This window comes from Pseudomonas sp. OV226 (assembly GCF_003148705.1).
GTDB lineage: Bacteria > Pseudomonadota > Gammaproteobacteria > Pseudomonadales > Pseudomonadaceae > Aquipseudomonas.
In genome coordinates, this window is the sequence record NZ_QGGS01000001.1 from 377,429 (window position 1) to 401,863 (window position 24,435).

The 24,435-nt window shown below is 58.4% G+C and carries 22 protein-coding genes; 8 read left to right on the forward strand and 14 right to left on the reverse strand.

Translation table 11 applies throughout. The features are described 5' to 3' along the window. The first annotated feature begins 212 nt into the window (after positions 1–212). Complete coding sequence (locus tag C7534_RS01950; protein ID WP_109784777.1) at positions 213–2,456, forward strand: autotransporter outer membrane beta-barrel domain-containing protein; 2,244 nt, start codon at positions 213–215, stop codon at positions 2,454–2,456. Between the two features lie 276 nt (positions 2,457–2,732). Here C7534_RS01950 and C7534_RS32240 read toward each other — a convergent pair whose 3' ends face one another. From C7534_RS32240 to C7534_RS01980, 6 genes are all read right to left on the reverse strand, one after another. Continuing rightward, on the reverse strand, positions 2,733–3,224 hold the full coding sequence (locus C7534_RS32240) for a hypothetical protein (protein WP_146206144.1): 492 nt from the start codon (positions 3,222–3,224) through the stop codon (positions 2,733–2,735). Positions 3,225–3,436: 212 nt separating this feature from the next. After that, on the reverse strand, positions 3,437–4,054 hold the full coding sequence (locus tag C7534_RS01955; RefSeq protein ID WP_109784778.1) for a LysE family translocator: 618 nt from the start codon (positions 4,052–4,054) through the stop codon (positions 3,437–3,439). Positions 4,055–4,105: 51 nt separating this feature from the next. Then, positions 4,106–4,945 (reverse strand): AraC family transcriptional regulator, encoded by an 840-nt coding sequence (locus tag C7534_RS01960; protein WP_109784779.1) that lies wholly within the window; start codon positions 4,943–4,945, stop codon positions 4,106–4,108. 76 nt (positions 4,946–5,021) lie between these two features. Then, positions 5,022–5,657: a DUF1345 domain-containing protein gene (locus C7534_RS01965; RefSeq protein ID WP_109784780.1), complete on the reverse strand. Its 636-nt coding sequence runs from the start codon at positions 5,655–5,657 to the stop codon at positions 5,022–5,024. A gap of 344 nt (positions 5,658–6,001) precedes the next feature. Next, the gene (locus tag C7534_RS01975; protein ID WP_109784782.1) at positions 6,002–9,091 is read right to left on the reverse strand and encodes an efflux RND transporter permease subunit; all 3,090 of its coding nucleotides are present in this window, start codon (positions 9,089–9,091) and stop codon (positions 6,002–6,004) included. 15 nt (positions 9,092–9,106) lie between these two features. Beyond that, positions 9,107–10,264, reverse strand: coding sequence for an efflux RND transporter periplasmic adaptor subunit (locus C7534_RS01980; protein WP_109784783.1), 1,158 nt, complete (start codon positions 10,262–10,264; stop codon positions 9,107–9,109). A 222-nt stretch (positions 10,265–10,486) separates the two neighbouring features. Here C7534_RS01980 and C7534_RS01985 point away from each other — a divergent pair, with 222 nt between their 5' ends. Together C7534_RS01985 and C7534_RS01990 are read left to right on the forward strand one after the other, a co-directional pair. Then, positions 10,487–11,188, forward strand: a complete 702-nt coding sequence (locus C7534_RS01985) for a response regulator transcription factor (protein ID WP_109784784.1) — start codon at positions 10,487–10,489, stop codon at positions 11,186–11,188. A gap of 4 nt (positions 11,189–11,192) precedes the next feature. Continuing rightward, positions 11,193–12,494: an ATP-binding protein gene (locus tag C7534_RS01990; RefSeq protein ID WP_046027347.1), complete on the forward strand. Its 1,302-nt coding sequence runs from the start codon at positions 11,193–11,195 to the stop codon at positions 12,492–12,494. Positions 12,495–12,714: 220 nt separating this feature from the next. Here C7534_RS01990 and C7534_RS01995 read toward each other — a convergent pair whose 3' ends face one another. From C7534_RS01995 to C7534_RS02005, 3 genes are all read right to left on the reverse strand, one after another. Beyond that, on the reverse strand, positions 12,715–13,482 hold the full coding sequence (locus C7534_RS01995; RefSeq protein WP_109784785.1) for an anti-sigma factor family protein: 768 nt from the start codon (positions 13,480–13,482) through the stop codon (positions 12,715–12,717). After that, positions 13,479–13,964 carry a sigma-70 family RNA polymerase sigma factor gene (locus C7534_RS02000; protein WP_080942989.1) on the reverse strand — a complete coding sequence of 162 codons (486 nt, stop codon included), beginning with the start codon at positions 13,962–13,964 and terminating at the stop codon, positions 13,479–13,481. The genes C7534_RS01995 and C7534_RS02000 overlap by 4 nt, the downstream gene beginning before the upstream one ends. A 66-nt stretch (positions 13,965–14,030) precedes the next feature. Then, entirely contained in the window at positions 14,031–14,573 is a 543-nt protein-coding gene (locus C7534_RS02005; protein WP_046027345.1) for a tetratricopeptide repeat protein, read from the reverse strand. Positions 14,574–14,732: 159 nt separating this feature from the next. Between C7534_RS02005 and C7534_RS02010 the strand changes: the two genes are divergently transcribed. From C7534_RS02010 to nudC, 3 genes are all read left to right on the forward strand, one after another. Next, a complete protein-coding gene (locus C7534_RS02010) occupies positions 14,733–15,503 on the forward strand; it encodes a class I SAM-dependent methyltransferase (RefSeq protein WP_109784786.1) in 771 nt (256 codons plus the stop codon). 161 nt (positions 15,504–15,664) lie between these two features. Continuing rightward, the gene (locus C7534_RS02015; protein WP_109784787.1) at positions 15,665–16,477 is read left to right on the forward strand and encodes a crotonase/enoyl-CoA hydratase family protein; all 813 of its coding nucleotides are present in this window, start codon (positions 15,665–15,667) and stop codon (positions 16,475–16,477) included. Positions 16,478–16,483: 6 nt separating this feature from the next. Then, on the forward strand, positions 16,484–17,314 hold the full coding sequence (gene nudC, locus C7534_RS02020) for an NAD(+) diphosphatase (RefSeq protein WP_109784788.1): 831 nt from the start codon (positions 16,484–16,486) through the stop codon (positions 17,312–17,314). On the opposite strand, the gene C7534_RS02025 is transcribed toward nudC, so the two are convergent. Then, positions 17,282–18,061, reverse strand: coding sequence for a TSUP family transporter (locus tag C7534_RS02025; RefSeq protein ID WP_109784789.1), 780 nt, complete (start codon positions 18,059–18,061; stop codon positions 17,282–17,284). The genes nudC and C7534_RS02025 overlap by 33 nt on opposite strands. 268 nt (positions 18,062–18,329) lie before the next feature. Between C7534_RS02025 and sfnG the strand changes: the two genes are divergently transcribed. Next, positions 18,330–19,424 (forward strand): dimethylsulfone monooxygenase SfnG, encoded by a 1,095-nt coding sequence (gene sfnG / locus C7534_RS02030; RefSeq protein ID WP_109784790.1) that lies wholly within the window; start codon positions 18,330–18,332, stop codon positions 19,422–19,424. Between the two features lie 116 nt (positions 19,425–19,540). On the opposite strand, the gene C7534_RS02035 is transcribed toward sfnG, so the two are convergent. After that, positions 19,541–20,017, reverse strand: a complete 477-nt coding sequence (locus tag C7534_RS02035; protein ID WP_096511704.1) for a nuclear transport factor 2 family protein — start codon at positions 20,015–20,017, stop codon at positions 19,541–19,543. Positions 20,018–20,074: 57 nt separating this feature from the next. Beyond that, positions 20,075–20,638 carry a TetR/AcrR family transcriptional regulator gene (locus C7534_RS02040; RefSeq protein WP_109784791.1) on the reverse strand — a complete coding sequence of 188 codons (564 nt, stop codon included), beginning with the start codon at positions 20,636–20,638 and terminating at the stop codon, positions 20,075–20,077. Positions 20,639–20,886: 248 nt separating this feature from the next. Between C7534_RS02040 and pssA the strand changes: the two genes are divergently transcribed. Further along, positions 20,887–22,230, forward strand: a complete 1,344-nt coding sequence (gene pssA, locus C7534_RS02045; RefSeq protein ID WP_046027337.1) for a CDP-diacylglycerol--serine O-phosphatidyltransferase — start codon at positions 20,887–20,889, stop codon at positions 22,228–22,230. Here pssA and C7534_RS02050 read toward each other — a convergent pair. After that, positions 22,187–23,401: an MFS transporter gene (locus tag C7534_RS02050; RefSeq protein WP_109784792.1), complete on the reverse strand. Its 1,215-nt coding sequence runs from the start codon at positions 23,399–23,401 to the stop codon at positions 22,187–22,189. The genes pssA and C7534_RS02050 overlap by 44 nt on opposite strands. A 207-nt stretch (positions 23,402–23,608) precedes the next feature. Beyond that, positions 23,609–24,433, reverse strand: coding sequence for an iron uptake system protein EfeO (gene efeO, locus C7534_RS02055; RefSeq protein WP_109784793.1), 825 nt, complete (start codon positions 24,431–24,433; stop codon positions 23,609–23,611). Between the last annotated feature and the right edge of the window lie 2 nt (positions 24,434–24,435).

Consider the following 24,435-nt stretch of genomic DNA (forward strand, 5'->3'; position numbering starts at 1 on the left):
ACATACGCAGGGCCGCGAGTGGAAGCACATCACTCGCGGTTCGCGTTGCCATGCCGTAATTTTTACGGATAGAGAGAATTCTAACGGACTTAATCCTGGCAATAAAAGGATAAATCCTACAGATCGTTGAGCCGCCTCCATATAGCCTAGCGCCCCCCAATAAGTTGGTGACTCAGTACCAGCTTTCCAGTTTATCAAGGCAGGTGTCTACTATGCGCGACAAAGCATCATTCCTCCCTGAACAAGCAACGCAGTGGTCTTGGTTGATTACAACACTTCCTGTGGTTTTCATGTCGTTTGCTACAGCCGCTCCTGTCGTGGGCGGGAATGTGACGATCAATGGCGGTACGCCTGAAAGCTGGAACCTCAGCCAGAATGCAACATTGACGGTCAATGGCGCGCAAACGCTTGGCATTATTTCTGACAATTCAACACTCAATGTTAACTCGGGCAGCAATACCCAACAGATTTCGGTGCGCAATAATTCTGTCGTTAATCTGAGCGGCGCAACGGTATCCGGCGTCAGTGGTTTGGCCGCTGTTTTACTCAGCAACAGCACCGGCACAATCGACAACAGTACGATTACGGGTAATAGCGTGGGGTTGCAGGCGGTACGCAATGTCAGCACCCAAACCGGCTCCAACGTGGCCGTCACCGGTAGCACCATCAGCGGTGTTACGGGGGGCGTTCTGGCCAGTGCGTTCTCCAAACTCGGCCTTGTTAATTCAACCGTACAAGGAACCGCCATTACAAGTTACGGGCTTCGTTTACTGAGTGGGCAGGCTACAGCCACGGGCAGCAACATTATCGGGGGGCAAAACGGCGTGCTCATCAACCTCGACCCTAACGTCGTGCAACCTGCTGCGCTGCAACTCGAAAACACCCTTGTCCAGGGTAAAACCGGTTCGGCGATCCTGGTGAATTTCGCCAACGCTGGTGCGACAACTGCAACTATCACGGTGAGTAATTCGCAGCTGTTAGCGGGGAACGACACACTGCTCGATGTCAGAGGCGGCGCCAATACGTCCATGACGGTGAACGGCAGCACATTGAATGGCAATATCGTGACGGAACAGGGCAGCACGACTCAACTGACCTTGCAGAACAACTCGGTATTGACTGGGCGTCTGGAAAATGTCGCCAATACAACCATCAATGACAGCTCCCAGTGGGTGTTGGTGGGTGACAGTCAGGTCAACAACTTGACCCTCAACGGCGGTACGGTAGTGATGGGGCCTGCCGATTCTTTCTTTCAATTGAATGTCACCAACCTTTCGGGCAATGGCCGGTTTGTGATGGGTACAGATTTCAGCACCGGTCAGACCGATCTGCTGAATGTAACGGGGAACGCGACGGGCACGCATGAACTGTTGATTTCCAGCAGTGGGGTCGATCCGGCGGCAGGTGAACCCATTCGAGTTGTCCATACAGCAGGAGGGGATGCGCAGTTCTTCATCGACAAGGCCGTAGACCTTGGGGCGTTTTCCTACAGCCTGGCGAAAAATGGTGACGACTGGATTCTGGACCCGACCAACCGCACCGTCAGTCCTGGCGCCCGTTCGGTGCTTGCGTTGTTCAACACCGCGTTGCCCTCTTGGTATGGTGAACTGACCTCGTTACGGACTCGAATGGGTGAGTTGCGCTTCAATGGCGGTCAATCGGGAGGCTGGATTCGTGCCTATGGCAACAAGTACAACATTGCCGATGGCTCCGGGGTTGGCTACCAACAAACCCAACAAGGTTTCACCTTGGGCGCCGATGCGCCGCTGCCGGTGGGCGATGGTCAATGGTTAGTGGGTGTGATGGCAGGTCATAGCAAATCCGACCTGAATCTGGACGCTGGCACATCGGGAACTGTGAGCAGTTACTACCTCGGTACTTACACCACTTGGCTGGACGCAAAAAGCGGTTACTACTTCGATGGCGTCCTGAAGGCCAACAGGTTTCGAAACGACGCGAAAGTCGGCTTGAGCGATGGGGCCCGGGCACAGGGCAATTATGACAATACAGGCTTTGGCGGTTCCGTCGAGTTCGGCCGACATATTGAATTCGCCAACGGTAATTTCCTTGAGCCATTTACTCAATGGTCGGCCGTAGTCATTGAAGGAAAGGATTATTCTCTGGACAACGATTTGCAAGCTGAAGGGGATCCCACCCGTTCCTTGCTGGGCAAAGTGGGGCTGACTGCGGGTAAAAATATTGCAATGGAACAAGGAAGTGTGGTGCAACCTTATCTTCGTGCTGCGTGGGCCCACGAATTCGCAAAAAATAATGAAGTCCAAGTGAACAATAATGTCTTTAACAATGATCTTTCTGGCAATCGACTTGAGTTGGGGGCCGGTGTGGCGGTCGCCATGACCAAGCAGTTAAATATGCATGCGGATTTCGATTACAGCACCGGACGAAACTTTGAGCAGCCTTTCGGGATCAACATCGGATTCCGTTATGCGTGGTAAATAAAGCCAGATAGACGATTAATAAAAATCAAACTGTATGGACTGTGTAAAAACCTGGCTGTCTGTTTGACAATTAAAAAATGCTCCGTATTGAAAAATGCGGAGCATTTTTCGTTATGACTTACGTCTATGATAATCACGCAGCCTGGCCCGTCTGTTTCCGGTCTGGATAAAAAAACCGGCTATTTTCAGTAAAAAACAACCGCCCCGAACACGTCGGAGCGTTTGTTGGGACATCGTCGGTTTGTTTGCACCCGGTATGATGGATTTCCTTTATCAAGCCGCTACTAACGCTGCACGGCGACGGTTGGATCGAACTGTATTTCGGCTGGCCGAGAACGTGATCAAAATATTTAGCGTTCTCGGTTGGTCATCGTCGTTATTTTCAACAAGCACACTTACTTCTCCGGAAAAAACTCCGTTTTCATACTCCAATTGCGCGGTACCGGCGTTTTGGGTGTAAATGACCGGATTGTCCGGATTAGTGTTGTCTAAATAGGTAATGCGTGCCTCAGACGCACCTCGCGTCAGATTGTAACGCCCGGCTGCAAGGCCCTTGGAAAATGATAATTTAATTTCTTTTGTCGAATAATCCGGCGAAGGGGCTCGCTGCCTGGCAAACATAACGTGAGCTTCGCCATGTGGTAATGGGAAGGTTCCTTCCGATAACTCCACCAAACCTGCGTTAAATGGTACACCCGAACCAATTGTTCCGATGCAGGAGCCGGCAGCCACGGATTGTTTAATACTATTTTTCAAGATACTCATCAATGCGATCTCCACTGTCATGGCAAGAGGGTATCCCGTTATCTGAGGAAGACTGTCGGGATACTCTATGAAACCTCTATCGAAGTGGCTTTGTAAACTGTCAACTCTGACAGTTTACAAAGTGGGCTTTGATGTGGTTGATATTGATTTTTCGTGTTTTTGTATATCGCCACTGCATTTTAAATATTAACGCTATAAGGCAGTAAATTGAATTAGACGACCCATGCGCTCAAGCATGTTGAACCAAATAACAACAAACCCATGATTCGATAGAAGCTGCGTGTCGTTTTTGTAGAATGAGCTAGTTGCGCCATTCCCGAGCCCAGGAGCGCCCAAGTGCTCAGGCAAGGCAGGGCCACCAAAAAAAACACCAGACTCAAACATATGACGTGATTAAAACGGTCAGGACCGCTGCCGGCAAATACGCTGACGACCGCCATGGCCATTGTCCAGGCTTTCGCATTAATCCATTGCAGGCCCACTGCGGACCAAAAACTTGTTCGCGGGTGGTTGCTGTGGACGCTAGTATCGAATGTTTCGGACGGTGAGTGAAAAATCTGCCAGGCCAGATAACTGAGCCATGCAACGCCAATCCACTGCATAGCCATTTGCAAAAGTGGAACCCGGCTCAAGGACTCGCCAAACCCACACCCCATCAGTAGAACGATGAGCGCTGCGCTAGAGCATGCACCAAAGATGATTGGCAACGACGCCTTGAATCCATAACGGACACTATTGCTCAGCACTAAAATGTTGGTCGGTCCCGGTGTAATAGACGCGACAAACGCAAACAGTAAAAACGGCACCAGGGTGGGGAAGGTGGAAAACATGACTTTGAACTCCCGTGAATGATCGATGCGTCGATCTTCACAAGCATTAGGTCACGCGTCTGGAAGATTTGAGCAGCGCTTGCGGTACATTGCGGGCGTCAATCCATACGCCCGAACAAACCAGCGGCCCAGATGACTCTGGTCGGCAAATCCCAATGCCATTGCCACCGCCACCGGTTGCAAGCCGCTAGCAAGCATCCGCCGGGCCTTTGACAGGCGCAATTGCACCAGATAGGCGTGGGGTGCCAAGCCATAAGCAGCCTTGAACGCGCGAGTCAGACGAAAACGATCAACGCCAGTGCTGGCGGCCAGTTGATCGAGACCAATGTCATCTTGGGCATTGGCGTGCAAGTACTCCCGGGCTTTTTGCGCGACCAGCGGCAGGCGTGGATCCTCGCCATAGCGGGTGCGCCAGTGCAGGTGGCTGGTCAGGCGTTCGAGCAAACCGTCGAGGGCAGTCTGGCGCACGATCTTCAGTTCGCCGCCATGCAGGGTCTGGAAGGCCAGGCTAGTGGCGCGGGCCAGTCGCGGATCACTGGCCAGGGTATTGGCGAAACTCAATTGACTGTTGTCGGGGGCATTTTCGAAGACCGCACTGAGTTCGCGCTCAAGCCACTGCGGGTCGAGGTAGAGCATGCGATAGGTGAAACCTTCCTCGGTCGGTGCTTCACCGTCGTGGATATCACCCGGTTCAAGCAAAAACACCTTGCCCGGCGTGCTCTGATGCTTCGCCCGCCGGCAGTTGAATTGCTGAACCCCTTGCTCGGTGACACCCACCAGATAGCTGTCATGCCAATGCGGATCGTAGGCATGGCCCTCGAAATGCGCACGCAAGGTCTCGATGCCGGTGTCGGCATCCTGGGCCAGGTCGATCCAGTTGTGAGAATTCATGCGGCACCTGTGGGGCGGATTGCCGACGTATTTAACGCCCGCACCAAGGAGGCTGACTAGAACGTTTGTGCGCGGATCAGTTGAACAGTCCCGCGGCAATGTTGATCGAGAACCCGAGAATCGCCGTGTTGAACAGAAAACCGATCAGCGACTGCGCCAACACGATCTTGCGCAGCTCTCGCGTGGCCACGCCGACATCGGAGGTCTGCACCGCCGCGCTGATGGTGAACGAGAAATACAGGAAGTCCCAGTAATTGGGGTTTTCCAGGCCTTCAGCGAAGCGCAGCGCCAGGCCTTTGCCGCTCCAGGTGTAGAACAGGCGGGCGTAATGCAGGCAGAAAATCACCCCGATCAGCAGCCATGAACCGATCACGGTCATTGCGGTGAAAGCATAATGCAGCAGCTTGTGAGTGGTTTCCTTGTTGCCGGACAGTTCGAAAGTAATGGCAGCCAGGCTGGCAATGGCGGCGATGCACACCACGAACAGCACCAACCCGGCGTTCTCGTCTTCGATCTCGGCAATGCGCTTGACGTCTGGCGACTGGGTGCGGGCGGCGAGCCAAACCATCAGGATCAGGTAGGTCCAGACCGCGACATTCCAGCCAATGAGGATTTTGCTGATGATCGAATCGGCCGGCACCAGAATGCCAACAGCGATGCCGAGCGTAGTAGCGGCGGACAGGCGAGGGTGGGTGTGGGTGAGGAAGGGCATGGAGGCTCGATGCTTCAGGGCTTTTCAGCACCATAGCCCAGGTCAATGCGCTTTTACAGGCACCCGGTCTTTTGGGGGGATCAAAAGGGCTGGCACGAGTCAGGTGGGTATTCAGTTGGTGATCGAGAACCGGCCGTTTTCAATCGTGATGGTCGAGCCATCATTGACGATGCACGTCGCCCTGGCAATTGGACTGTCTTTTCATGACTGACTCCCGATTCGATAAGACGGGGGTGTCTTCGTGCGAGACAGGAGCCAGATTAAAGATTGGTTTTGTTCGATACTGTCAAATATGGCAGATATTAAATCGTTTTTTTAATGTCGTAATATCCATTACAGGCGTGTCATGTACGTCCTTTCACTAACTTCATCACCACCACAAAAAACACCGGCACGAACACCACCGCCAGCGTCGCCGTGATCATCCCGCCAATCACCCCGGTACCGATCGCTTGCTGGCTTGCCGAGCTGGCTCCCGTGGCAATCGCCAGCGGCACCACACCGAGAATAAACGCCAGCGACGTCATGACGATCGGCCGCAGACGCAACCGCGCCGCTTGCAACGTGGCGTCGACCAGGTCATGGCCTTCGTCGTACAGGCTCTTGGCGAACTCGATGATCAGAATCGCGTTTTTCGCCGACAGGCCGATGATGGTAATCAACCCCACCTTGAAGAACACATCGTTGGGCATGCCGCGAAAGGTCACCGCCAATACCGCGCCGAGCACGCCCAGCGGCACCACCAACAATACCGACGTCGGAATTGACCAGCTCTCGTATAGCGCCGCCAGGCACAGGAACACGATCAGCAGCGACAGCCCAAGCAGAATGGGCGCCTGGCTGCCGGACAAACGTTCCTGCAATGACAACCCTGTCCATTCCTGACCCAATCCCGCCGGCCCTTGTGCCACCAGCCGCTCGATTTCAGCCATGGCTTCGCCGGTACTGTGGCCCGGCGCCGGTTCGCCGGAAATGGCCACCGCCGGGTAACCGTTGTAGCGAGTCAGTTGCGCCGGGCCCTGGGTCCATTTGGCCTGGACGAAGGCCGACAGCGGCACCATTTTTCCGGCGTCGTTGCGCACGTGCATTTTCAGCAGATCAGCCACTTGGCTGCGCTGATCGCCTTCAGCCTGAACCACCACCCGTTGCATTCGGCCCTGGTTGGGGAAGTCATTGATGTAGGCCGAGCCGACGGCGGTGGACAGCAGGTTGCCGATGTCAGCAAAGGACACGCCCAGTGCGTTGGCCTGTTTGCGGTCGACTTCCAGTTGCACCTGCGGCGCTTCAGCCAGAGCGCTTTCACGCACGTTCATCAGGATCGGACTTTTCTCGGCGGCGGCGAGCAATTCACTGCGCGCCTGCATCAGTGTGGTGTGGCCGAGACCGCCACGGTCCTGCAAGCGGAACTCGAAACCGCTGGAGGTGCCCAGGCCGTCAACCGGTGGTGGCAGCACCGAAAAAGCCACGGCGTCCTTGATCTGGCTCAACGCGATATTGGCCCGGTCGGCAATCGAAGTCGCCGAGTCGTCACTGCTGCGTTCAGACCAATCCTTGAGCGTGGAAAACGCCAGCGCCGCGTTCTGCCCGCTACCAGAAAAACTGAAGCCGAGAATGATCGTGCTGTCGCCAATGCCCGGTTCCGTGGCGTTATGCGCTTCAATCTGCTCAACAACCTGCACCGTCCGGTTCTTGCTCGCGCCCGGCGGCAATTGAATGTCGGTGATGGTGTACCCCTGGTCTTCAACCGGCAGGAACGAGGAGGGCAAACGACTGAAACAAACGCCCAGACCGATCAGCAACACGCCATAGATCAGCAGGTATCGACCGGTGCGTTTCAACGCATAGGCGACCCAGCCTTGATAACGTTCGGTCAACCGTTCGAAGCCACGATTGAACCCACCGAAGAAGCCGGTCTTTTCGTGATGCTCACCCTTGGCAATCGGCTTGAGCAACGTCGCACACAGCGCCGGGGTCAACGTCAGCGCAAGGAACGCGGAGAACAAAATCGACGTGGCCATCGACAACGAGAACTGCTGGTAAATCACCCCGACCGAGCCTTGCATGAACGCCATCGGAATAAACACCGCCACCAGCACCAGCGTAATGCCGATAATTGCGCCGGTGATCTGTGTCATTGCCTTGCGCGTCGCTTCCTTGGGTGACAGGCCCTCGGTGGCCATGATCCGCTCGACGTTTTCCACCACCACAATGGCATCGTCCACCAGAATGCCGATGGCCAGCACCATGCCGAACATAGTCAGCACGTTGATCGAGAAACCCAGCGCCAGCATGGTCGCAAACGTGCCCATCAACGCGACCGGCACCACCAGGGTCGGGATCAGTGTGTAGCGGATGTTTTGCAGGAACAGGAACATCACCGCAAACACCAGCAACATCGCTTCGCCGAGGGTGTAGACCACTTTGGTGATCGAGACTTTGACGAAAGGCGAAGTGTCGTACGGGATCTTGTATTCCACCCCGGCCGGGAAATAGCGCGACAGTTCATCCATCTTCGCCCGCACCAGCGTTGCCGTGCTCAGGGCATTGGCCCCCGGTGCCAATTGCACGCTGACGGCGGTCGACGGTTTGCCGTTCAGGCGGGTGGAGAAGTTGTAGTCCTGGCTGCCGATCTCGACCCGTGCCACATCGCCGATGCGCACGGTGGAGCCGTCGGGATTGGCCTTGAGGACGATGTCGGCGAACTCTTGCGGTGTCGACAATTGGCCTTTGACCAGAATGGTCGCGGTGATTTCCTGGGTGGCGCGGGTCGGCAAGTCGCCGATACTGCCGGCCGATACCTGAGCGTTCTGCGCCACGATGGCAGCGTTGACATCGGCTGGAGTCAAGTTGAAGCCGATCAGTTTCTGCGGATCGATCCAGATGCGCATCGCCCGTTCGGCACCATACAACTGAGCCTTGCCGACACCGTCCAGACGCTTGATCTCGTTCATCACGTTACGCGCCAGGTAATCGCTGAGCGCCACGTCGTCGAGCTTGCCGTCGCTGGAAGTAAGGGTGATCAGCAACAGGAAACCGGCGGAGACTTTCTCCACCTGCAAACCTTGCTGGTTTACCGCTTGCGGCAGACGTGATTCCACGACTTTCAGGCGGTTTTGCACATCGACCTGAGCCATTTCCGGATCGGTGCCCGGTTGAAAGGTCGCCTTGATCGTGGCGCTGCCGAGACTGCTCTGGGATTCGAAATACAGCAGGTGATCAGCGCCGTTGAGCTCCTCCTCGATCAGGCTGACCACGCTTTCGTCCACGGTTTGCGCCGAGGCACCCGGGTACGTGGCATAGATTTCGATTTGCGGTGGCGCGACGTCGGGGTACTGCGCCACCGGCAACTGCGGAATGGCCAGCGCACCGGCCAACAGGATGAACAGGGCAACCACCCAGGCGAACACCGGGCGATCGATAAAGAACTGCGGCATAAAAAAGCGTCCTGCTTACTGACCAGAAACCTGGGCAAGTGGAAGAGGGGTGTTGTCGATCTGGACTTGCTCGCCGGGGCGCGCGTGTTGCAGGCCTTCGATGACGATGCGGTCGCCGGGCTTGAGACCTCCGGTGACGATCCAGCGATCGTTCTGCACCGCGCCCAGTTCAACCGGTTGCAGACCCACGCGTTGCTCGGCGTCGAGTAGCCACACTTGAGCAATACCGGCGCTGTCACGCTGGATCGCCCGTTGCGGCACGCTGATGCCTTGTTGGTTCACCGCCTGCTCCAGGCGCACACGCACAAAACTGCCCGGCAGCAAATCGAGGTCCGGGTTGGGAAACTCGCTGCGCAAGATGATCTGGCCCGTGCCCGGGTCCACGGTAATGTCGGTGAACAACAGCTTGCCCGGCAGCGGATAGAGACTGCCGTCGTCCTGGATCAATGTCGCTCTGGCCTGGCCCTGTCCGACTTGCTGCAACTGGCCGGAGCGGAAGGCCCGGCGCAGGTCGTTGAGTTCGCGGGTCGACTGGGTCAGGTCGGCATGAATAGGGTTTAGCTGCTGAATCAGCGCCATTGGCGTGGTTTCGTTCTGGCCGACCAGGGCGCCCTCGGTCACCAGTGCGCGGCCGACCCGCCCGGAAATCGGCGCGGTGACGGTGGCGTAGCCGAGGTTCAGTTTCGCCCGTTCCACGGCGGCTTTGTTGGCGGCCACGTCGGCCGCGGTTTGCCGGACGCTGGCGCGGGCGTTGTCGTAGTCCTGGCCGCTGATGGCGTTGCCTTCGATCAATTGTGCATACCGCTGCTCTTGCAGCCGGGCCTGGAAGGCGTTGGCCTCGGCCTTGCGCAATGCCGCTTCGGCGCTGTCCAGGTCGGCCTTGAACGGTGCGGGATCAATGCGAAACAACACGTCGCCTTTTTTCACATCGCTGCCTTCATTGAAGGTGCGTTGCAACACGACGCCGGCGACTCGGGCACGGACTTCGGCAATCCGTGGCGCGGCAATCCGCCCGCTCAATTCGCTGGTGATCGACAACGGCCGGGCTTCGATGGTTTCGATCCGCACGGTGGCCAGCGGCGCCTGTTCTTCGGCGTTGGAGGACTTGTCGCAGGCGCTCAGCGTCAGCGCCAGCGCAAACACGCCGAGCGTGGCAAACAGATTCTTTGACATGGAAATACCCCAATAATGACCACCCGCATCCTACGGGGCGCCGACGAGGGTAGCGGTGAAGCTTTGTTGGTGCTGTGTGAAATTGTGTAAGGGTTTTGCTCGGGCGGGCGTGAGGGCGTATATCCTTGGCGACTTGATATTTTTTGCGACTGTTACGCCGTCATCGCGGGCTTGCCCGCGATGAGGCCTTAACAGTAGCCACTGCACTTTCTGGAAACACCCATGCCCAACATCCTCCTGGTCGAAGACGACACCGCCCTCTCCGAACTGATTGCCAGCTACCTGGAACGCAACGGCTACTCGGTCAGTGTGATCAGTCGTGGCGACCACGTACGTGAGCGCGCGCGGGTCAATCCGCCGGACCTGGTGATCCTCGACTTGATGTTGCCGGGCCTCGATGGCCTGCAAGTCTGCCGCTTGCTGCGGGCGGATTCGGCCACGCTGCCGATCCTCATGCTCACCGCCCGCGACGACAGTCACGATCAGGTGCTGGGCCTGGAAATGGGCGCCGACGACTACGTCACCAAGCCCTGCGAGCCCCGGGTTTTGCTGGCCCGGGTGCGTACATTGCTGCGCCGCAGCAGCCTTGCCGATCCACAAACCGCCAACGACCGCATCCTCATGGGCAACCTGTGCATTGACCTGTCCGAGCGCACCGTGACCTGGCGCGAGCAATTGGTTGAACTGTCCAGCGGCGAGTACAACCTGCTGGTGGTGCTGGCCCGGCATGCTGGCGAAGTGCTGAGCCGCGACCAGATCCTGCAGCGTTTGCGCGGTATCGAATTCAACGGCACAGACCGTTCGGTGGACGTGGCGATTTCCAAGTTGCGGCGCAAATTCGACGACCACGCCGGCGAGGCGCGCAAGATCAAGACTGTCTGGGGCAAGGGTTATCTGTTCAGCCGTTCCGAGTGGGAATGCTGAAACGATGTTCAGAATTCTGTTTCGCCTGTACCTGGTAACCATCGTCTCCTTCAGCGCGGCGATCTATCTGGTGCCAGATATCGTGGTCAAGGTCTTCCATGAACGCTTTATCACCTACAACCTCGACTATTCGCGAGGTTTGCAGACCCTCATCGTCAAACAGTTCCATGCGGTGCCCGACGCGCAGTGGCCGGCCTTGGCGGTCGAGATGGACAAGGAGTTTGCCCCGCTGCACATCGTTCTGACACGCAATGATGATCCCGAATTTACCCTGTTTGAGCGCGAACGCCTGCAGCGCGGCGAGAACGTGGTGCGCATCGGCGACTGGGGCTGGCGCACGCTCGCCGTGGCCCCCCTGAACGAGCAGACAGTGGTGCAAATGATCGTGCCGCCGGACCCGATGGACGTCAGCTTGCTGTACTGGAGCATCAACGTTCTGATCGGGGCAACCATGCTGGCGTGCCTGTTGCTATGGTTGCGTCCGCACTGGCGCGATCTGGAACGCCTCAAAGGCACCGCCGAACGTTTCGGCAAAGGCCACCTGAGCGAACGCACACTGATTTCCCGACACTCCAACATCGGCAGCCTGGCCAATGTCTTCGACACCATGGCCGGCGACATCGAAAGCCTGCTCAACCAGCAGCGCGACTTGCTCAACGCGGTCTCCCACGAACTGCGCACGCCGCTGACCCGCCTGGATTTTGGCCTGGCGCTGGCGCTGTCCGACGACTTGCCCGCCGCCAGCCGCGAGCGCTTGCAAGGCCTGGTGGCACACATCCGCGAACTCGATGAATTGGTGTTGGAGTTACTTTCCTACAGCCGCCTGCAAAACCCGGCTCGCCTGCCAGAGCGGGTTGAAGTGTCGCTGGACGAGTTTATCGACAGCATCCTGGGGAGCGTCGATGAAGAACTGGAGTCGCCGCACATCGTGATAGACGTCCTGCTTCAAGGCCAGCTCGAACGCTTCACGCTCGACCCGCGCCTGACCGCTCGCGCAATTCAGAACCTGCTGCGCAATGCCATGCGCTATTGCGAAAAACGCATTCAAATTGGCGTTCAGGTCTGTACCAAGGGCTGTGAAATCTGGGTCGATGACGACGGCATCGGCATTCCTGATGACGAGCGCGAGCGGGTCTTTGAGCCGTTTTATCGACTGGACCGAAGTCGGGACCGGGCGACGGGCGGGTTCGGCCTGGGGCTGGCGATCAGCCGTCGGGCACTGGAAGCGCAGGGCGGCACACTGACCGTCGAACTGTCGCCGCTGGGTGGCGCGCGCTTTCGTTTGTGGTTGCCGACCCAATCCTGAATTTAGCAGCTGTCGAGCCCGCAAAGTTGCGTCTGCCGTAGCAGCTGTCGAGCCTGCGAGGCTGCGTCCGGCCGCGTAGCGGTCGTAAAACCTGCACAAGCATTCTTTATGAAGCACCGCACCGTCTGATTTACGACTGCTTCGCAGTCGGACGCAGCCTCGCAGGCTCGACAGCTGCTACGGCGAATGCAGCCTCGCGGGCTCGGCAGCGGCTACAAAACTATGCGCCAAGCCGGGTTCGCAACACGGTGGCCATGCCCTCCAGCTCGGCTGCCGGGTTGTGTCCGATCAGCATCCAGGCATGCTCCATGTCCGCCCAATAAACCACGTTCATGTCGTGCCGGCGCTCATGGGCGAGGTGGCGACTGCCGCTGTTGGAGCGGGTGGCGCACAAGGCAATCGGGCCGTGCACCGGATCCAGGTACGTAATCTGCGCAATGGGCACGCCGTCATATTCGAGGATTTGCGCGCGCTTGAACTCGGACCTTGGCAGGACCAGTTGGGCCGGCGTCAGGTTCAGGCCCAGGCGCGTGTCGATGATGCGCAGTTGCGCACTTTGGCTGGCTTCATCGCTGGGCAGGTGCTCCAGCGTTTGCGGCACGTAAAGCGACATGTAGTCCGCCACCAGGCCGCGCCAATTGGTTTTTTCCTGACTCAATTGCCAGCCCAGGAACAAACGGTCCGCCACCACGCTGCTGAGCACCAACCCGGCAGCTGCCGCGAGAAACCAGCGACGATTCATCGACGGGCGTTCAGGGGAAGGCAAGGTGTCGAGCATCGACTGTAAGCGATCCAGGGGCGCCTGTTGGCCCAGTTCGGCATAGGCTTCCTTGAACGGCAGGCAGCTGCGGGCCAGCCATTGCAGGCGCAGGTTGAGCGTCGAATCCTCGGCGATGGCCGCGTCAATGCGACTGCGTTGCTCGATATCGAGTTGATCGTCGAGGTACGCCACCAGTTGCTCATCCGACGGTATGCCACGCTCGTTCATCGACGTTCTCCCGTGGAAGGGTTCGGTACCGCGTGCAGCGGCGGATACTCGGCCAGTTTCACCCGTGCCGCGGCCAGCCGGCTCATGACCGTGCCGATGGGCACTTGCAGCACCTCGGCGACTTCGCGATACGCCAAACCTTCGACATACGCCAGGTACACCGTTTCGCGTTGTGCTTCTGGCAACGCGTCGACACGCCGGATCACTTGAGCGGCGAGCACATGGGTTTGCGCCGCGTGTTCGCCGTCAAACGACAAGTGACTGTCGGCATCCACCAATCCCTGGCCCTGACGCACGCGCCGGTTGCGCACTTCGTTGAGCCAGATCGAGTGAAGAATGCTCAACAACCAGCGGTCCATACGCGTACCCGGGATAAACTGCCCGGCACGCTCAAGCGCCCGCACGCAAGTCGCCTGCACCAGGTCTTCGGCCACATGCCGTTGCCGGGACAGCAACAAGCCATAGCGCCACAAACGCGCCAAGTGCTGGCCCAGTTCGGCCCTGATTGCTTGATCGTTGGCGATGACGAACTCCGTCTATCTCGGTTGTCAGGTTTTCGATGAGTCGTTGATGGCTTCGGCCAGGTCCTGATACTCCTCACAGGTGTTGCCGCAAATCGATTTGATGTGCTGCAACTGTTCCTGGGCCAGGTCCAGTCGACCCTTGATCACGTACGCTTCGCCGAGGTACTCGCGCACTTTCGCATACTGCGGGTCAAGTTTGACCGATTGCAGGTAGTAACCGATGCCTTCGTCGGTGCGCCCCAGTTTACGCGTGGCGTAGCCCCGATAGTTCAAGGCGATGGCGGTGTTCGGCTCTTTCAGGGTGTCGAGCAGGGCCAAGGCTTCCTCGTAGCGTCCGTCCTTGGCCAGACGATAAGCGTAGCTGGTTCGGTCGGCGTCCGGCACGAGGTTGCTGGTTTGCTTGAGGCATTTTTGCGATCTGGAGTCGAACACCTGGCCTTTCGGGCAGTTGGGCCTGGCGGGTGCGTCTTCTTCGCCATGGGCCTGGGCGAGCGAACTGGTCAATGCTGCCGTCAGGCAACCGGCAAGCAGCAGCGGGGCGGTGAAAACAGCAAAACGCACGTTCATGGGCAAGGCTCCAGGGTTTGAATCACGATAATGTGGGGTGATGAATTGAAAACACCGCAGCGTGAACAATTATTCATTTCTTTCTGGAGAACATTGCAACGAAAGCTCAAACCTTGGCGCTATGCTCGACAGCATTCGTTGTCCACCGGGAGAACTGCCATGACAGACCACGTTCATCACGCGACGGCGGGCTATAAAACCAGCGCCGAAACCTATGTGCGCGGCCGCCCGGACTACCCGCCAGCGGTCGCTGACTGGCTGGCGGGTACGTTGGGCTTGAGCGCCGACAAAAGCGTGGTGGACCTGGGCGCCGGCACCGGCAAGTTCACCGGCCGGTTGCTGGCGACCGGAGCGCAGGTGATTGCCGTGGAACCGGTGGCGCAGATGCTGGAGAAGCTGTCCCAGGCCTATCCCGAAGTGCTGGCGGTCAACGGCACCGCTACGGATTTGCCGCTACCGGATGCGTGTGTGGACGTGGTGGTCTGCGCCCAGGCCTTTCACTGGTTCGCCAACGCCCGGGCGCTGACCGAAATAGCCCGGGTCCTGAAGTCGGGCGGCAAGCTGGGGCTGGTGTGGAACCTGCGCGATACCAAGGTCAGTTGGGTGCCGAAACTGGATGCGATCGTCAACGCGCTGGAAGGCGATACGCCGCGTTATTACACCGGCGCCTGGCGCCGGGCGTTTCCACATCCCGCGTTCGGGCCATTGCAGGTGCAGCACTTCAACCATGGACACACGGGGTCGCCTGAGGATGTGATCTTCAATCGGGTGCGCTCCACCAGTTTTATTGCGGCGTTGCCGCAGGCCCAGCGGGCGAAAGTGGATGAGCAGATTCGTGCGTTGATTGCTTCAGAGCCGCAATTGCGTGGACGAGAGGTGGTGACGGTTCCGTATGAGACGGCGGCGTTTGTGGTGGTGAAGGCCAGTTAAGCGGGCGGTGCGACGATTCGGCTTGCCCGCGATGAAGCCCACCCAGTCACTGGCGATCCAGAAGCCAGTCCCGCTTTTGGCCGAACCACTGCCTTACTGTCCACCCTGATGCCTTGTTATAGTCCGGGCCTCTTTTTTTTGCCCGGTAAAGGATCCCTGCCATGACTCAGTACACCGCGTTCACCGTCGAACTCGCCGACAACATCGCCCATGTGCAGATCAACCGCCCGGAAAAAATCAATTCGATGAACGCCGCGTTCTGGAGCGAAATCATCGAGATTTTCCAGTGGATCGACGACACCGATGAAGCGCGCGTCGTGGTCCTTAGCGGCGCCGGCAAGCATTTTTCCTCCGGTATCGACCTGATGATGCTGGCCGGCGTGGCCAATGAACTGGGCAAGGACGTCGGCCGCAACGCGCGCCTGCTGCGCCGCAAGATTCTCGCCCTGCAAGCCTCTTTCAATGCCGTCGATAATTGCCGCAAGCCGGTACTGGCGGCTATCCAGGGTTATTGCCTGGGCGGCGCAATTGATCTGATTGCCGCGTGTGACATGCGTTACGCCGCCGAAGACGCACAATTCTCGATCAAGGAAATCGACATCGGCATGGCCGCCGACGTTGGCACCTTGCAACGCTTGCCGCGCATCATCGGTGACGGCATGCTGCGTGAACTGGCTTACACTGGTCGCACTTTTGGCGCCGACGAAGCGCGTAACATAGGCCTGGTCAATCGCGTCTACAGCGACAACGCCAGCCTGTTGGATGGCGTGATGGGCATTGCCCGCGAGATCGCCGCAAAGTCGCCGATTGCCGTCACCGGCACCAAGGAAATGATCAGCTACATGCGCGACCATCGTATTGACGACGGCCTCGAATATGTCGCCACCTGGAACGCCGCCATGCTGCAATCCACCGACTTGCGCGTGGCGATGGCCGCCCATATGAGCAAACAGAAACCCGAATTTCTGGATTGATTAAAAATGACTTCACGCTGGACCACCGCAGTACTGGACACCGATCTACCCGGCGGCTGGGCTGTGGCCCGTAGCCCCGAAGGTTTTCTGTTCGATGACAATGGCGCGCTGTTCCCGCGTGAGTGGCTCAAGCGTCAGGACTTGTCGATTCTCGCCGAGCACGGCATTGGCCATCTCGACGGCGAGCCGGTCTATCTGCTGGAATTGCGCAGTCACAGCGACGTGCCGGGTTGCAACTGGAAAGGCCTGCGGGCGTTCATGCTGGAAGGCGATCACACGGTGTACAAGGTGCTCGGCTATGCCGCGCAAATTGGCACCTGGTATCGCGAGCATCGCTTCTGCGGCAACTGTGGGCAGGCGGCAACGCAGGTTCCGCGTGAGCGGGCGATGTATTGCGAGCCCTGTGATTTGCGCTATTACCCACGGATCTCGCCGAGCATGATCGTGCTGGTCACCCGTGGCGATGAAGTCTTGCTGGCCCGTTCGCCACGCTTTGTCAGCGGGGTCTACAGCACGTTGGCGGGGTTTGCCGAGCCGGGGGAGTCGGCAGAAGACTGCCTGATTCGCGAGGTGCGCGAAGAAGTGCGCATCGAGGTCAAGAACATCCAGTACCTGGGCAGCCAGTGCTGGCCGTTCCCGCACTCGATGATGCTCGGCTTCCATGCCGAGTACGCCGGTGGCGAGATTGTCTGTCAGGAGGACGAAATCGAAGACGCCCAGTGGTTCAATGTCCACGCGCTGCCGCCGTTGCCGGCGTCGCGCTCGATTGCCCGTTACCTGATCGATGTCTATGTGGCGCGGCGCTTAGGCCTCGCTGAACCAGTGCTGCCAGGCTAACCGCACGGTCAAGCCCAGTACCACGGTGATGAACACCGGCCGAATGAATTTCGCGCCGCCGCTGATGGCGGTGCGAGCACCAAAGAATGCGCCGACCATCACCGACAGGCCCATGCTCAGGCCGATGATCCAGTCCACCTGCCCGGAAAACACAAACACCGACAGCGCCGCAATGTTGCTGACGAAGTTCATGCTGCGCGCCACGCCGCTGGCCTTTACCAGGTCGATGGGGTACATCAGCAGACTGCTGACGGTCCAGAATGCACCTGTGCCTGGACCCGCCACGCCGTCGTAGAAACCGAGGCTGAAGCCTTGGGTCGATTGCCACTTTTTCTTGATCGGTGCATCGCTGTCCAACGGTGCTTTCGGTGTGCCGCCAAACAACAGGTACAGGCCGCAAGCGAACACGATCACCGGCAGCATTTTGTTCAGCCATTCGGCGGGCAAGTAATGCGCGACGATGGCGCCGGTCAATGCGCCGACCAGGGTGCCGACGATGGCATGCACCCACTGCCGGGGATGGAACAGCTTGCGCCGGTAGAAGGTGAAACTGGCGGTGGCCGAGCCGAACGTCGAACTCAACTTGTTGGTGCCCAGCACCAGGTGCGGTGGCAGGCCGGCGGTCAGCAGTGCCGGCGTGGTCAGCAGGCCGCCACCGCCGGCAATCGCGTCGATGAAGCCGGCAATGAAGGCAACGACGGCCAGAATGGCCAGGGTAGTGAGGTCAACGCTGAGTTCGAAAGGCATGGAGTCGGCTTATTCGGCGGGGTGCAGGAAAGGGCTGCGGGGAAGGGCCGGTATCTTACCCATATCCGGACTTAGCGGCGAGCCGTCAGGCCGCTTCGTTAGCAGGCGCTACAGCCACTAAAACTGTTGCTCAGCCAACAGCCCGCCGACAAACAGGATGTGGACTAACAGTAAAATCCCCCCGAATATCCCGACAAACCCGCGATTTCAGCCCTGGCACGCTTGCTGCTCTGTCCATGGGACATCCCTGAATCCCGAGGACACGCCAATGAGTCAGCAAGCCGTCAAATTTGCCTACTGGGTACCGAACGTCAGCGGCGGGCTGGTGGTCAGTAAAATCGAACAACGCACCCACTGGGGCATCGACTACAACCGCAAACTCGCGCAATTGGCCGAGTCAGCCGGGTTCGAATACGCGCTCACCCAGATTCGCTTTACTGCCGGTTACGGCGCCGAATACCAGCATGAGTCGGTCGCCTTCAGCCATGCGCTGCTCGCGGCCACCACCACATTGAAAGTGATCGCTGCAATCCTGCCAGGTCCCTGGCAACCGGCGCTGGCGGCCAAGCAGTTGGCCACAATCGATCAACTGACCCATGGGCGAGTCGCGGTGAACATCGTCAGCGGTTGGTTCAAAGGTGAGTTTCAAGCGATAGGCGAACACTGGCTGGAGCACGATGAGCGTTATCGCCGTTCCGAAGAGTTCATCCGCTCGCTCAAGGGCATCTGGAGCCAGGACAATTTCACCTTTCGCGGGGATTTCTACCGTTTCGACAACTACAGCCTCAAACCCAAGCCCTTGGGCCAACCGGAAATCTTCCAGGGCGGCAGTTCTCGCGCGGCGCGAGACATGGCTGCGCGGGTCTCGGACTGGTACTTCACCAACGGTAATACGCCGGAAGGCATCAAGGCCCAAGTAGACGATATCCGGGCCAAAGCCACCGCCAACCACCATTCGGTAAAAATCGGAGTCAATGCGTTTGTCATCGCCCGGGACACGGAAGAAGAAGCGCGAGCAGTGCTGGCGCAGATCATCGATCAGGCTGATCCAGACGCGGTGAACGCCTTTGGCGATGCGGCGAAACAAGCGGGCAGGGCATCGCCGGAAGGCGAGGGCAATTGGGCGAAGTCGACGTTCGAGGATCTGGTGCAGTACAACGATGGCTTCAAGACCAATCTGATCGGCACACCGCAGCAGATTGCCGAGCGGATTGTGGCATTGAAGGCGGTCGGGGTGGATCTTGTGCTGGCGGCGTTTCTACATTTTCAGGAAGAGGTGGAATATTTCGGCCAGCGCGTGTTGCCGTTGGTGCGCGAGCTAGAAGCCAAGGCCCAATCCAGGCCAGCCACCGCAGCCGCATAATTCCCCCTGTAGGAGCCGGGCTTGCCCGCGATGGCGGCATCACATTCAACACTTCAGTTGCTTGTGACATCGCCATCGCGGGCAAGCCCGGCTCCTACAGTTGGATTTAGGTGAACTTAAAGGCCGAGGTCCGACAACCCCGGGTGATCATCCGGCCGACGCCCCAGCGGCCAGTGGAATTTGCGGTCGCTTTCCTTTATCGGCAGGTCGTTGATGCAGGCGAACCGGTTAGCCATCAAACCGTTCTCATCGAACTCCCAGTTTTCGTTGCCGTAGGAACGGAACCAGTTGCCCGAGTCGTCGTGCCATTCATAGGCGTAACGGACGGCGATGCGGTTGCCGGTGAAGGCCCAGAGTTCCTTGATCAGGCGATAATCCAGTTCCTTGGCCCATTTGCGGGTCAGGAAACCCTTGGCTTCTTCACGGTTGTAGGCGAACTCGGCGCGGTTACGCCATTTGGTGTCCAGCGTATAGGCCAGCGACACCCGTTCCGGATCGCGTGAGTTCCAGCCGTCTTCGGCCAGGCGAACTTTTTCGATGGCTGATTCACGGGTAAAGGGCGGCAATGGCGGACGAACTTCTGCGTTAGACATTTAATGTCTCCCAGTAAAAGTAAAGTTAAACCAAGTTGTCAGGCTTATATAAAGTGGTTACAGGTCCAATAACTTTCGCGCCATGCATTGCGCATTATCGGCGGCACTGTGATCACCCATCACAAGCGCTACGGTAATGGCACCGTCGATCAGGATCAGCAGCTGTTTGGCCAGTGTTTCCGCGTCGGCAGCGCCATGTTCGGTACAGAGCTCGCGCACGTAGTCGAGCAGCTTCTGTTTATGTTCTTTGGCAACCAGGCGAACCGGGTCTTGCGGGTCGCCGGTTTCACCACTGGTGTTAATGAAAGCGCAGCCACGGAAGCCTTCCGAGGCGAACCAGGCCTTGAGCACGGTAAACAGGTTCAGCAACCGGTCTGCCGGGGTCTCGGCCATGCCGACTTCCGTCCGGTACCAGTGCATCCAGCGCACGTCGCGCCGTTGCAGGGCCGCAACGGTCAGCTCCTCCTTGTTGGTGAAGTAGCGGTAAATACTTTTTCTGGAGACGCCGGCGGTTTTCACCAGAAGATCCATGCCAGTGGCAGCGATACCACTTTTGTAGATCAACTTTTCGGTGACATCCAGAATGATGTCGCGTGTGTCGTTGCTGGTTATTTTGTTCATGTGCTGAACAGTAGAACGATCATTCTTCATGGTCAACAAAAAATTTTACGCCTGTTTAAAGATCGTTCCCACGCTCTGCGTGAGAATGCATCCGGTGACGCTCCGCGTCGCATTTAGAAGCGAACGCGGAGCCATTCCCACCCAGAGCGCGGGAGCGAACTGAGGCGGCATTACAGACCGTAACAAGACCCAAACTGATCCATGGTGTAAGCTCTGTGACTATTCGGAATTGACCCATTGCGAGCCCTATGCCGTCGCTTTTCAAACGCTCTCTGCTGCCCAAACTGCGCAGTTTTCCGCTGACCGCCGATGCCGTCACCATCCTGTCTGGCGCTGCCGGGTTTCGTCGCTGCCTGCTGGAGAAAATCGCCCAAGCGACCCGGCGCATCTATATCGTTGCGCTGTATCTGCAACAAGATGAAGCGGGCCAGGAAATCCTCGATGCCTTGCACGCCGCCAAACTGGCGCGTCCGGAACTGGACGTGGTCGTGGTGGTTGACTGGTTGCGCGCCCAACGCGGTTTGATTGGTGCCGGCAAGCAACCGGGCAACTCGGCCTGGTATCAGGAAGCGACGCGTACCCACGCAAGTGAAGTGCCGGTGTATGGCGTGCCGGTGCAGACGCGTGAGCTGTTCGGCGTGCTGCATTTGAAGGGCTTTGTGATCGATGACTGTGTGATTTATAGCGGTGCGAGCCTGAACAACGTGTACCTGCACAAGTTCGACAAATACCGCTTTGACCGTTATCACGTACTGGAAAACCAGGCGCTGGCCAATTCGATGCAACACCTTGTCCAGCACGGTTTCATCGCTTCCAAGGCCGTGCATCGCCTCGATTTGCCGAACCTGCCGACCACTCGCAGCCTGCGCCACGATATCGGTGACTTGCGCAGCCGCCTCAAGCATGCCGCGTACGACACCACGGCGGGCACCACGGAAAAAGGTGGTTTATCCGTCAGTCCGTTACTCGGTGTAGGCAAGAACAATCCATTGAATCGGGTGATTTGCGAGTTGATCGCCAGCGCCCAGCACCAACTGACCATCTGCACGCCGTACTTCAACCTGCCACTGGCGGTGACTCGGGAAATAAACCGGGCGCTGGGCCGGGGCGTGAAGATCGATATTGTGGTCGGTGACAAGACCGCCAACGACTTCTACATTCCGCCGAGTGAGCCGTTCAAGGTGATCGCCGCGTTGCCGTATCTCTACGAGATCAGCCTGCGACGCTTTGCCAAAAAGCATCAGCACAGTATCGACAGCGGCAAATTGAACTTGCATTTGTGGCGTGATGGCGACAACACCTATCACCTCAAAGGCATGTGGATCGACCAGCGCTACACCTTGCTGACCGGCAACAACCTCAACCCGCGGGCGTTCCGTCTTGACCTGGAAAACGCACTGCTGATCGATGACCCGAAAGGCGAATTGCTTGAGTCGCGCGCTGGCGAACTGGTGCAGATTTTCCAGAATACCCAGCGAATCGAGCGATACCAGGACCTTGAAACGCTGCTGGATTACCCGCCGGCGGTGGCCAAGTTTCTCACCCGCGTCAGTCGGGTGCGGATCGAGCGTCTGCTGTATCGCATTTTGTAAGCTCCAGTTCGCGGGGCTTTGGCCACAAAGCCACCAACAGCAGTAACGCCGCGGCCACCAGATAGGGCAGGCGGGGTTCGAGGTCGTAAATCAGAGTGGCCGCCAACGGCCCGATCACCACGCCGAACCCTTGTGCCGCGCCGATGGTGCCCGCCGTCGCGCCTTGCTCCGAGGCCTCGACCGCATTGGCGGCCAACGCGGCAAAAGACGGGAAGATCAAGCCCATCCCGCCCGCCGACACGAAAAAGCACAGCCACAACCCCCACGCCGTATTCGCGAGGATGCTGCCGGCAAATCCTGCTGATGCCACCAGCGCCCCGGCGCGGATCAACCGCAATGGCGGCCAATCGAGTCTGCGCACCACCAATTGCGCACAGATCAACGCGAAACCGACCATGGTCAGGGCGATGCCTGCTGTTTGCGCGGCGTCGGCCGGGCTCATGCCGAGGCGGTCGAGGGCGAAAAAACCGACGGTGATCTGCGCAATCGACACACACAGCATCGCGACAAACGCGACAGCCATGGGACGGCGCAGGCGTGGATCGTTCAGGTGTACCTTGCGCGGCGCCTGGCGCAGGTGCAGTTCTTGCCCTTTGAGCTTGAAGTGCAACACCAGAAAAGCCAGCAGCGGCAGGACGGCCATGGCGTAGAACGGCAGGCTCAAACTGAAGCGTGACAGCAATGCGGCGATGGCCGGGCCGATTACAAGGCCGCACGCATTGGCGGCACCCAAGGCGGCCATGGCTTTAGCGCGGTGTTGCGGTTCGATGTTGTCGGCGATCAGCGCGTTGCCACCCACCGGAATCGCCGCATAGAACACACCGATCAAACCGCGCCCGATCATCACGCCGATGAACCCCAGCAGCGCCGAGGGTAGAAATCGCAACGAAGCATCGATGAACAGGCACAAGGCCCAATAGGCGAGGGTGAAGCCAGCGGTGGCGATCAGCAATATTCGTCGTCGACCATAGCGGTCACTGGCCTGGCCCCAAGGGCGGGCGAGCAGCATCCAGATCACCCCGGACACCGTCACCGCCGCACCAGCCTGCCAGGTGGCCAGGCCCAGCACGCGGGCAATCGGGCCGATCAGCGAGACGAACGCCATCATCGACATGGAACAGGCCATGTTCGCGACCATCAATGGGCGCAGATCGAAGGCAGGGGTGGTCATGGGGGAGTCGTCCGTGAGCTTTTAGAGTGTGCGGGGATAGTAGCGCGGGTTATGTGCAAGGCAGGAGGAGTATCGGTGGCAGTGATAATGCCATCGCGGGCAAGTCGAATCGTCGCACCGCCGCTCCCACAGATCTTGTGAACACCGAAGATCCTCTGTGGGAGCGGGCTTGCCCGCGATGGGGCCCGCTCAGACGCTAGAAAACGATCAGTTCAAACCCAGTTTACCGCGCAACGTCGACAGGTCTTCAGCCAAGGTATTCACCGGCCCAACCAACGCTTTACGGTCATTCTCTTTCACCTGGTCGTAAGTTTCGAAACCGCCATCCTGGGTCTTGTACTTGGCCAGAATCATGTCCACGGTCGCGAAGTTCTTGTCGACTTTGGCGATGAATGCCGCGTCTTGCTTCTCGATCTGCGGACGGAACAGGTCGACGATTTTCTTCGCGCCGTCGACGTTGCCCTGGAAGTCATAGAGGTCGGTGTGGCTGTAACGGTCTTCTTCACCGGAGATCTTGGTGGCCGCGACTTCTTCGAGCAGCGCCGCCGCGCCACCGACGACTTTCTCAGGCGGGAAGGTCAGGCCGGCCACGCGGGTTTGCAGGTCCTTGACGTCTTTGTTCAGGCCGTCGGCCAAATCGCCCAGGCCTTGGGTGCTTTTTTCCGAGAACAGCGAGTACTCGATGCGGTGGAAGCCAGTGAAGTCGTCGGCTTTCACGCCTTTTTCGTGGTCGTCTACGCGCGAATCGATGGACGCGTCCAGGTCACTGAACAGCTCGGCAATCGGCTCGATCGACTCGTAGTAAACGCGGGTCGGGGCGTAGAGCTTTTGCGCGGTGGCCAGATCACCTTTTTTCACCGCGTCGGTGAACTGTTGGGTGTGGCTGGCCAATTCGTCCAGTTGCTCTGTGACGTAAATCTTATAGTCCGAAACCGGCCCCACCAGGTCCATCGGCGCTGTGGTCGCGAACGCCGAAAGCGGAGTGTTGAGCAAGCCAAGGGTCAGCAGTAAAGCGAGTGGCAACTTTTTCATGG

Coding starts and splice junctions, on each gene's coding strand:
- C7534_RS01950 (WP_109784777.1), top strand. CDS start 213: ATGCGCGACAAAGCATCATTCCTCCCTGAACAAGCAACGCAGTGGTCT.
- C7534_RS32240 (WP_146206144.1), bottom strand. CDS start 3,224: ATGAGTATCTTGAAAAATAGTATTAAACAATCCGTGGCTGCCGGCTCC.
- C7534_RS01955 (WP_109784778.1), bottom strand. CDS start 4,054: ATGTTTTCCACCTTCCCCACCCTGGTGCCGTTTTTACTGTTTGCGTTT.
- C7534_RS01960 (WP_109784779.1), bottom strand. CDS start 4,945: ATGAATTCTCACAACTGGATCGACCTGGCCCAGGATGCCGACACCGGC.
- C7534_RS01965 (WP_109784780.1), bottom strand. CDS start 5,657: ATGCCCTTCCTCACCCACACCCACCCTCGCCTGTCCGCCGCTACTACG.
- C7534_RS01975 (WP_109784782.1), bottom strand. CDS start 9,091: ATGCCGCAGTTCTTTATCGATCGCCCGGTGTTCGCCTGGGTGGTTGCC.
- C7534_RS01980 (WP_109784783.1), bottom strand. CDS start 10,264: ATGTCAAAGAATCTGTTTGCCACGCTCGGCGTGTTTGCGCTGGCGCTG.
- C7534_RS01985 (WP_109784784.1), top strand. CDS start 10,487: ATGCCCAACATCCTCCTGGTCGAAGACGACACCGCCCTCTCCGAACTG.
- C7534_RS01990 (WP_046027347.1), top strand. CDS start 11,193: ATGTTCAGAATTCTGTTTCGCCTGTACCTGGTAACCATCGTCTCCTTC.
- C7534_RS01995 (WP_109784785.1), bottom strand. CDS start 13,482: ATGAACGAGCGTGGCATACCGTCGGATGAGCAACTGGTGGCGTACCTC.
- C7534_RS02005 (WP_046027345.1), bottom strand. CDS start 14,573: ATGAACGTGCGTTTTGCTGTTTTCACCGCCCCGCTGCTGCTTGCCGGT.
- C7534_RS02010 (WP_109784786.1), top strand. CDS start 14,733: ATGACAGACCACGTTCATCACGCGACGGCGGGCTATAAAACCAGCGCC.
- C7534_RS02015 (WP_109784787.1), top strand. CDS start 15,665: ATGACTCAGTACACCGCGTTCACCGTCGAACTCGCCGACAACATCGCC.
- nudC (WP_109784788.1), top strand. CDS start 16,484: ATGACTTCACGCTGGACCACCGCAGTACTGGACACCGATCTACCCGGC.
- C7534_RS02025 (WP_109784789.1), bottom strand. CDS start 18,061: ATGCCTTTCGAACTCAGCGTTGACCTCACTACCCTGGCCATTCTGGCC.
- sfnG (WP_109784790.1), top strand. CDS start 18,330: ATGAGTCAGCAAGCCGTCAAATTTGCCTACTGGGTACCGAACGTCAGC.
- C7534_RS02035 (WP_096511704.1), bottom strand. CDS start 20,017: ATGTCTAACGCAGAAGTTCGTCCGCCATTGCCGCCCTTTACCCGTGAA.
- C7534_RS02040 (WP_109784791.1), bottom strand. CDS start 20,638: ATGAACAAAATAACCAGCAACGACACACGCGACATCATTCTGGATGTC.
- pssA (WP_046027337.1), top strand. CDS start 20,887: ATGCCGTCGCTTTTCAAACGCTCTCTGCTGCCCAAACTGCGCAGTTTT.
- C7534_RS02050 (WP_109784792.1), bottom strand. CDS start 23,401: ATGACCACCCCTGCCTTCGATCTGCGCCCATTGATGGTCGCGAACATG.
- efeO (WP_109784793.1), bottom strand. CDS start 24,433: ATGAAAAAGTTGCCACTCGCTTTACTGCTGACCCTTGGCTTGCTCAAC.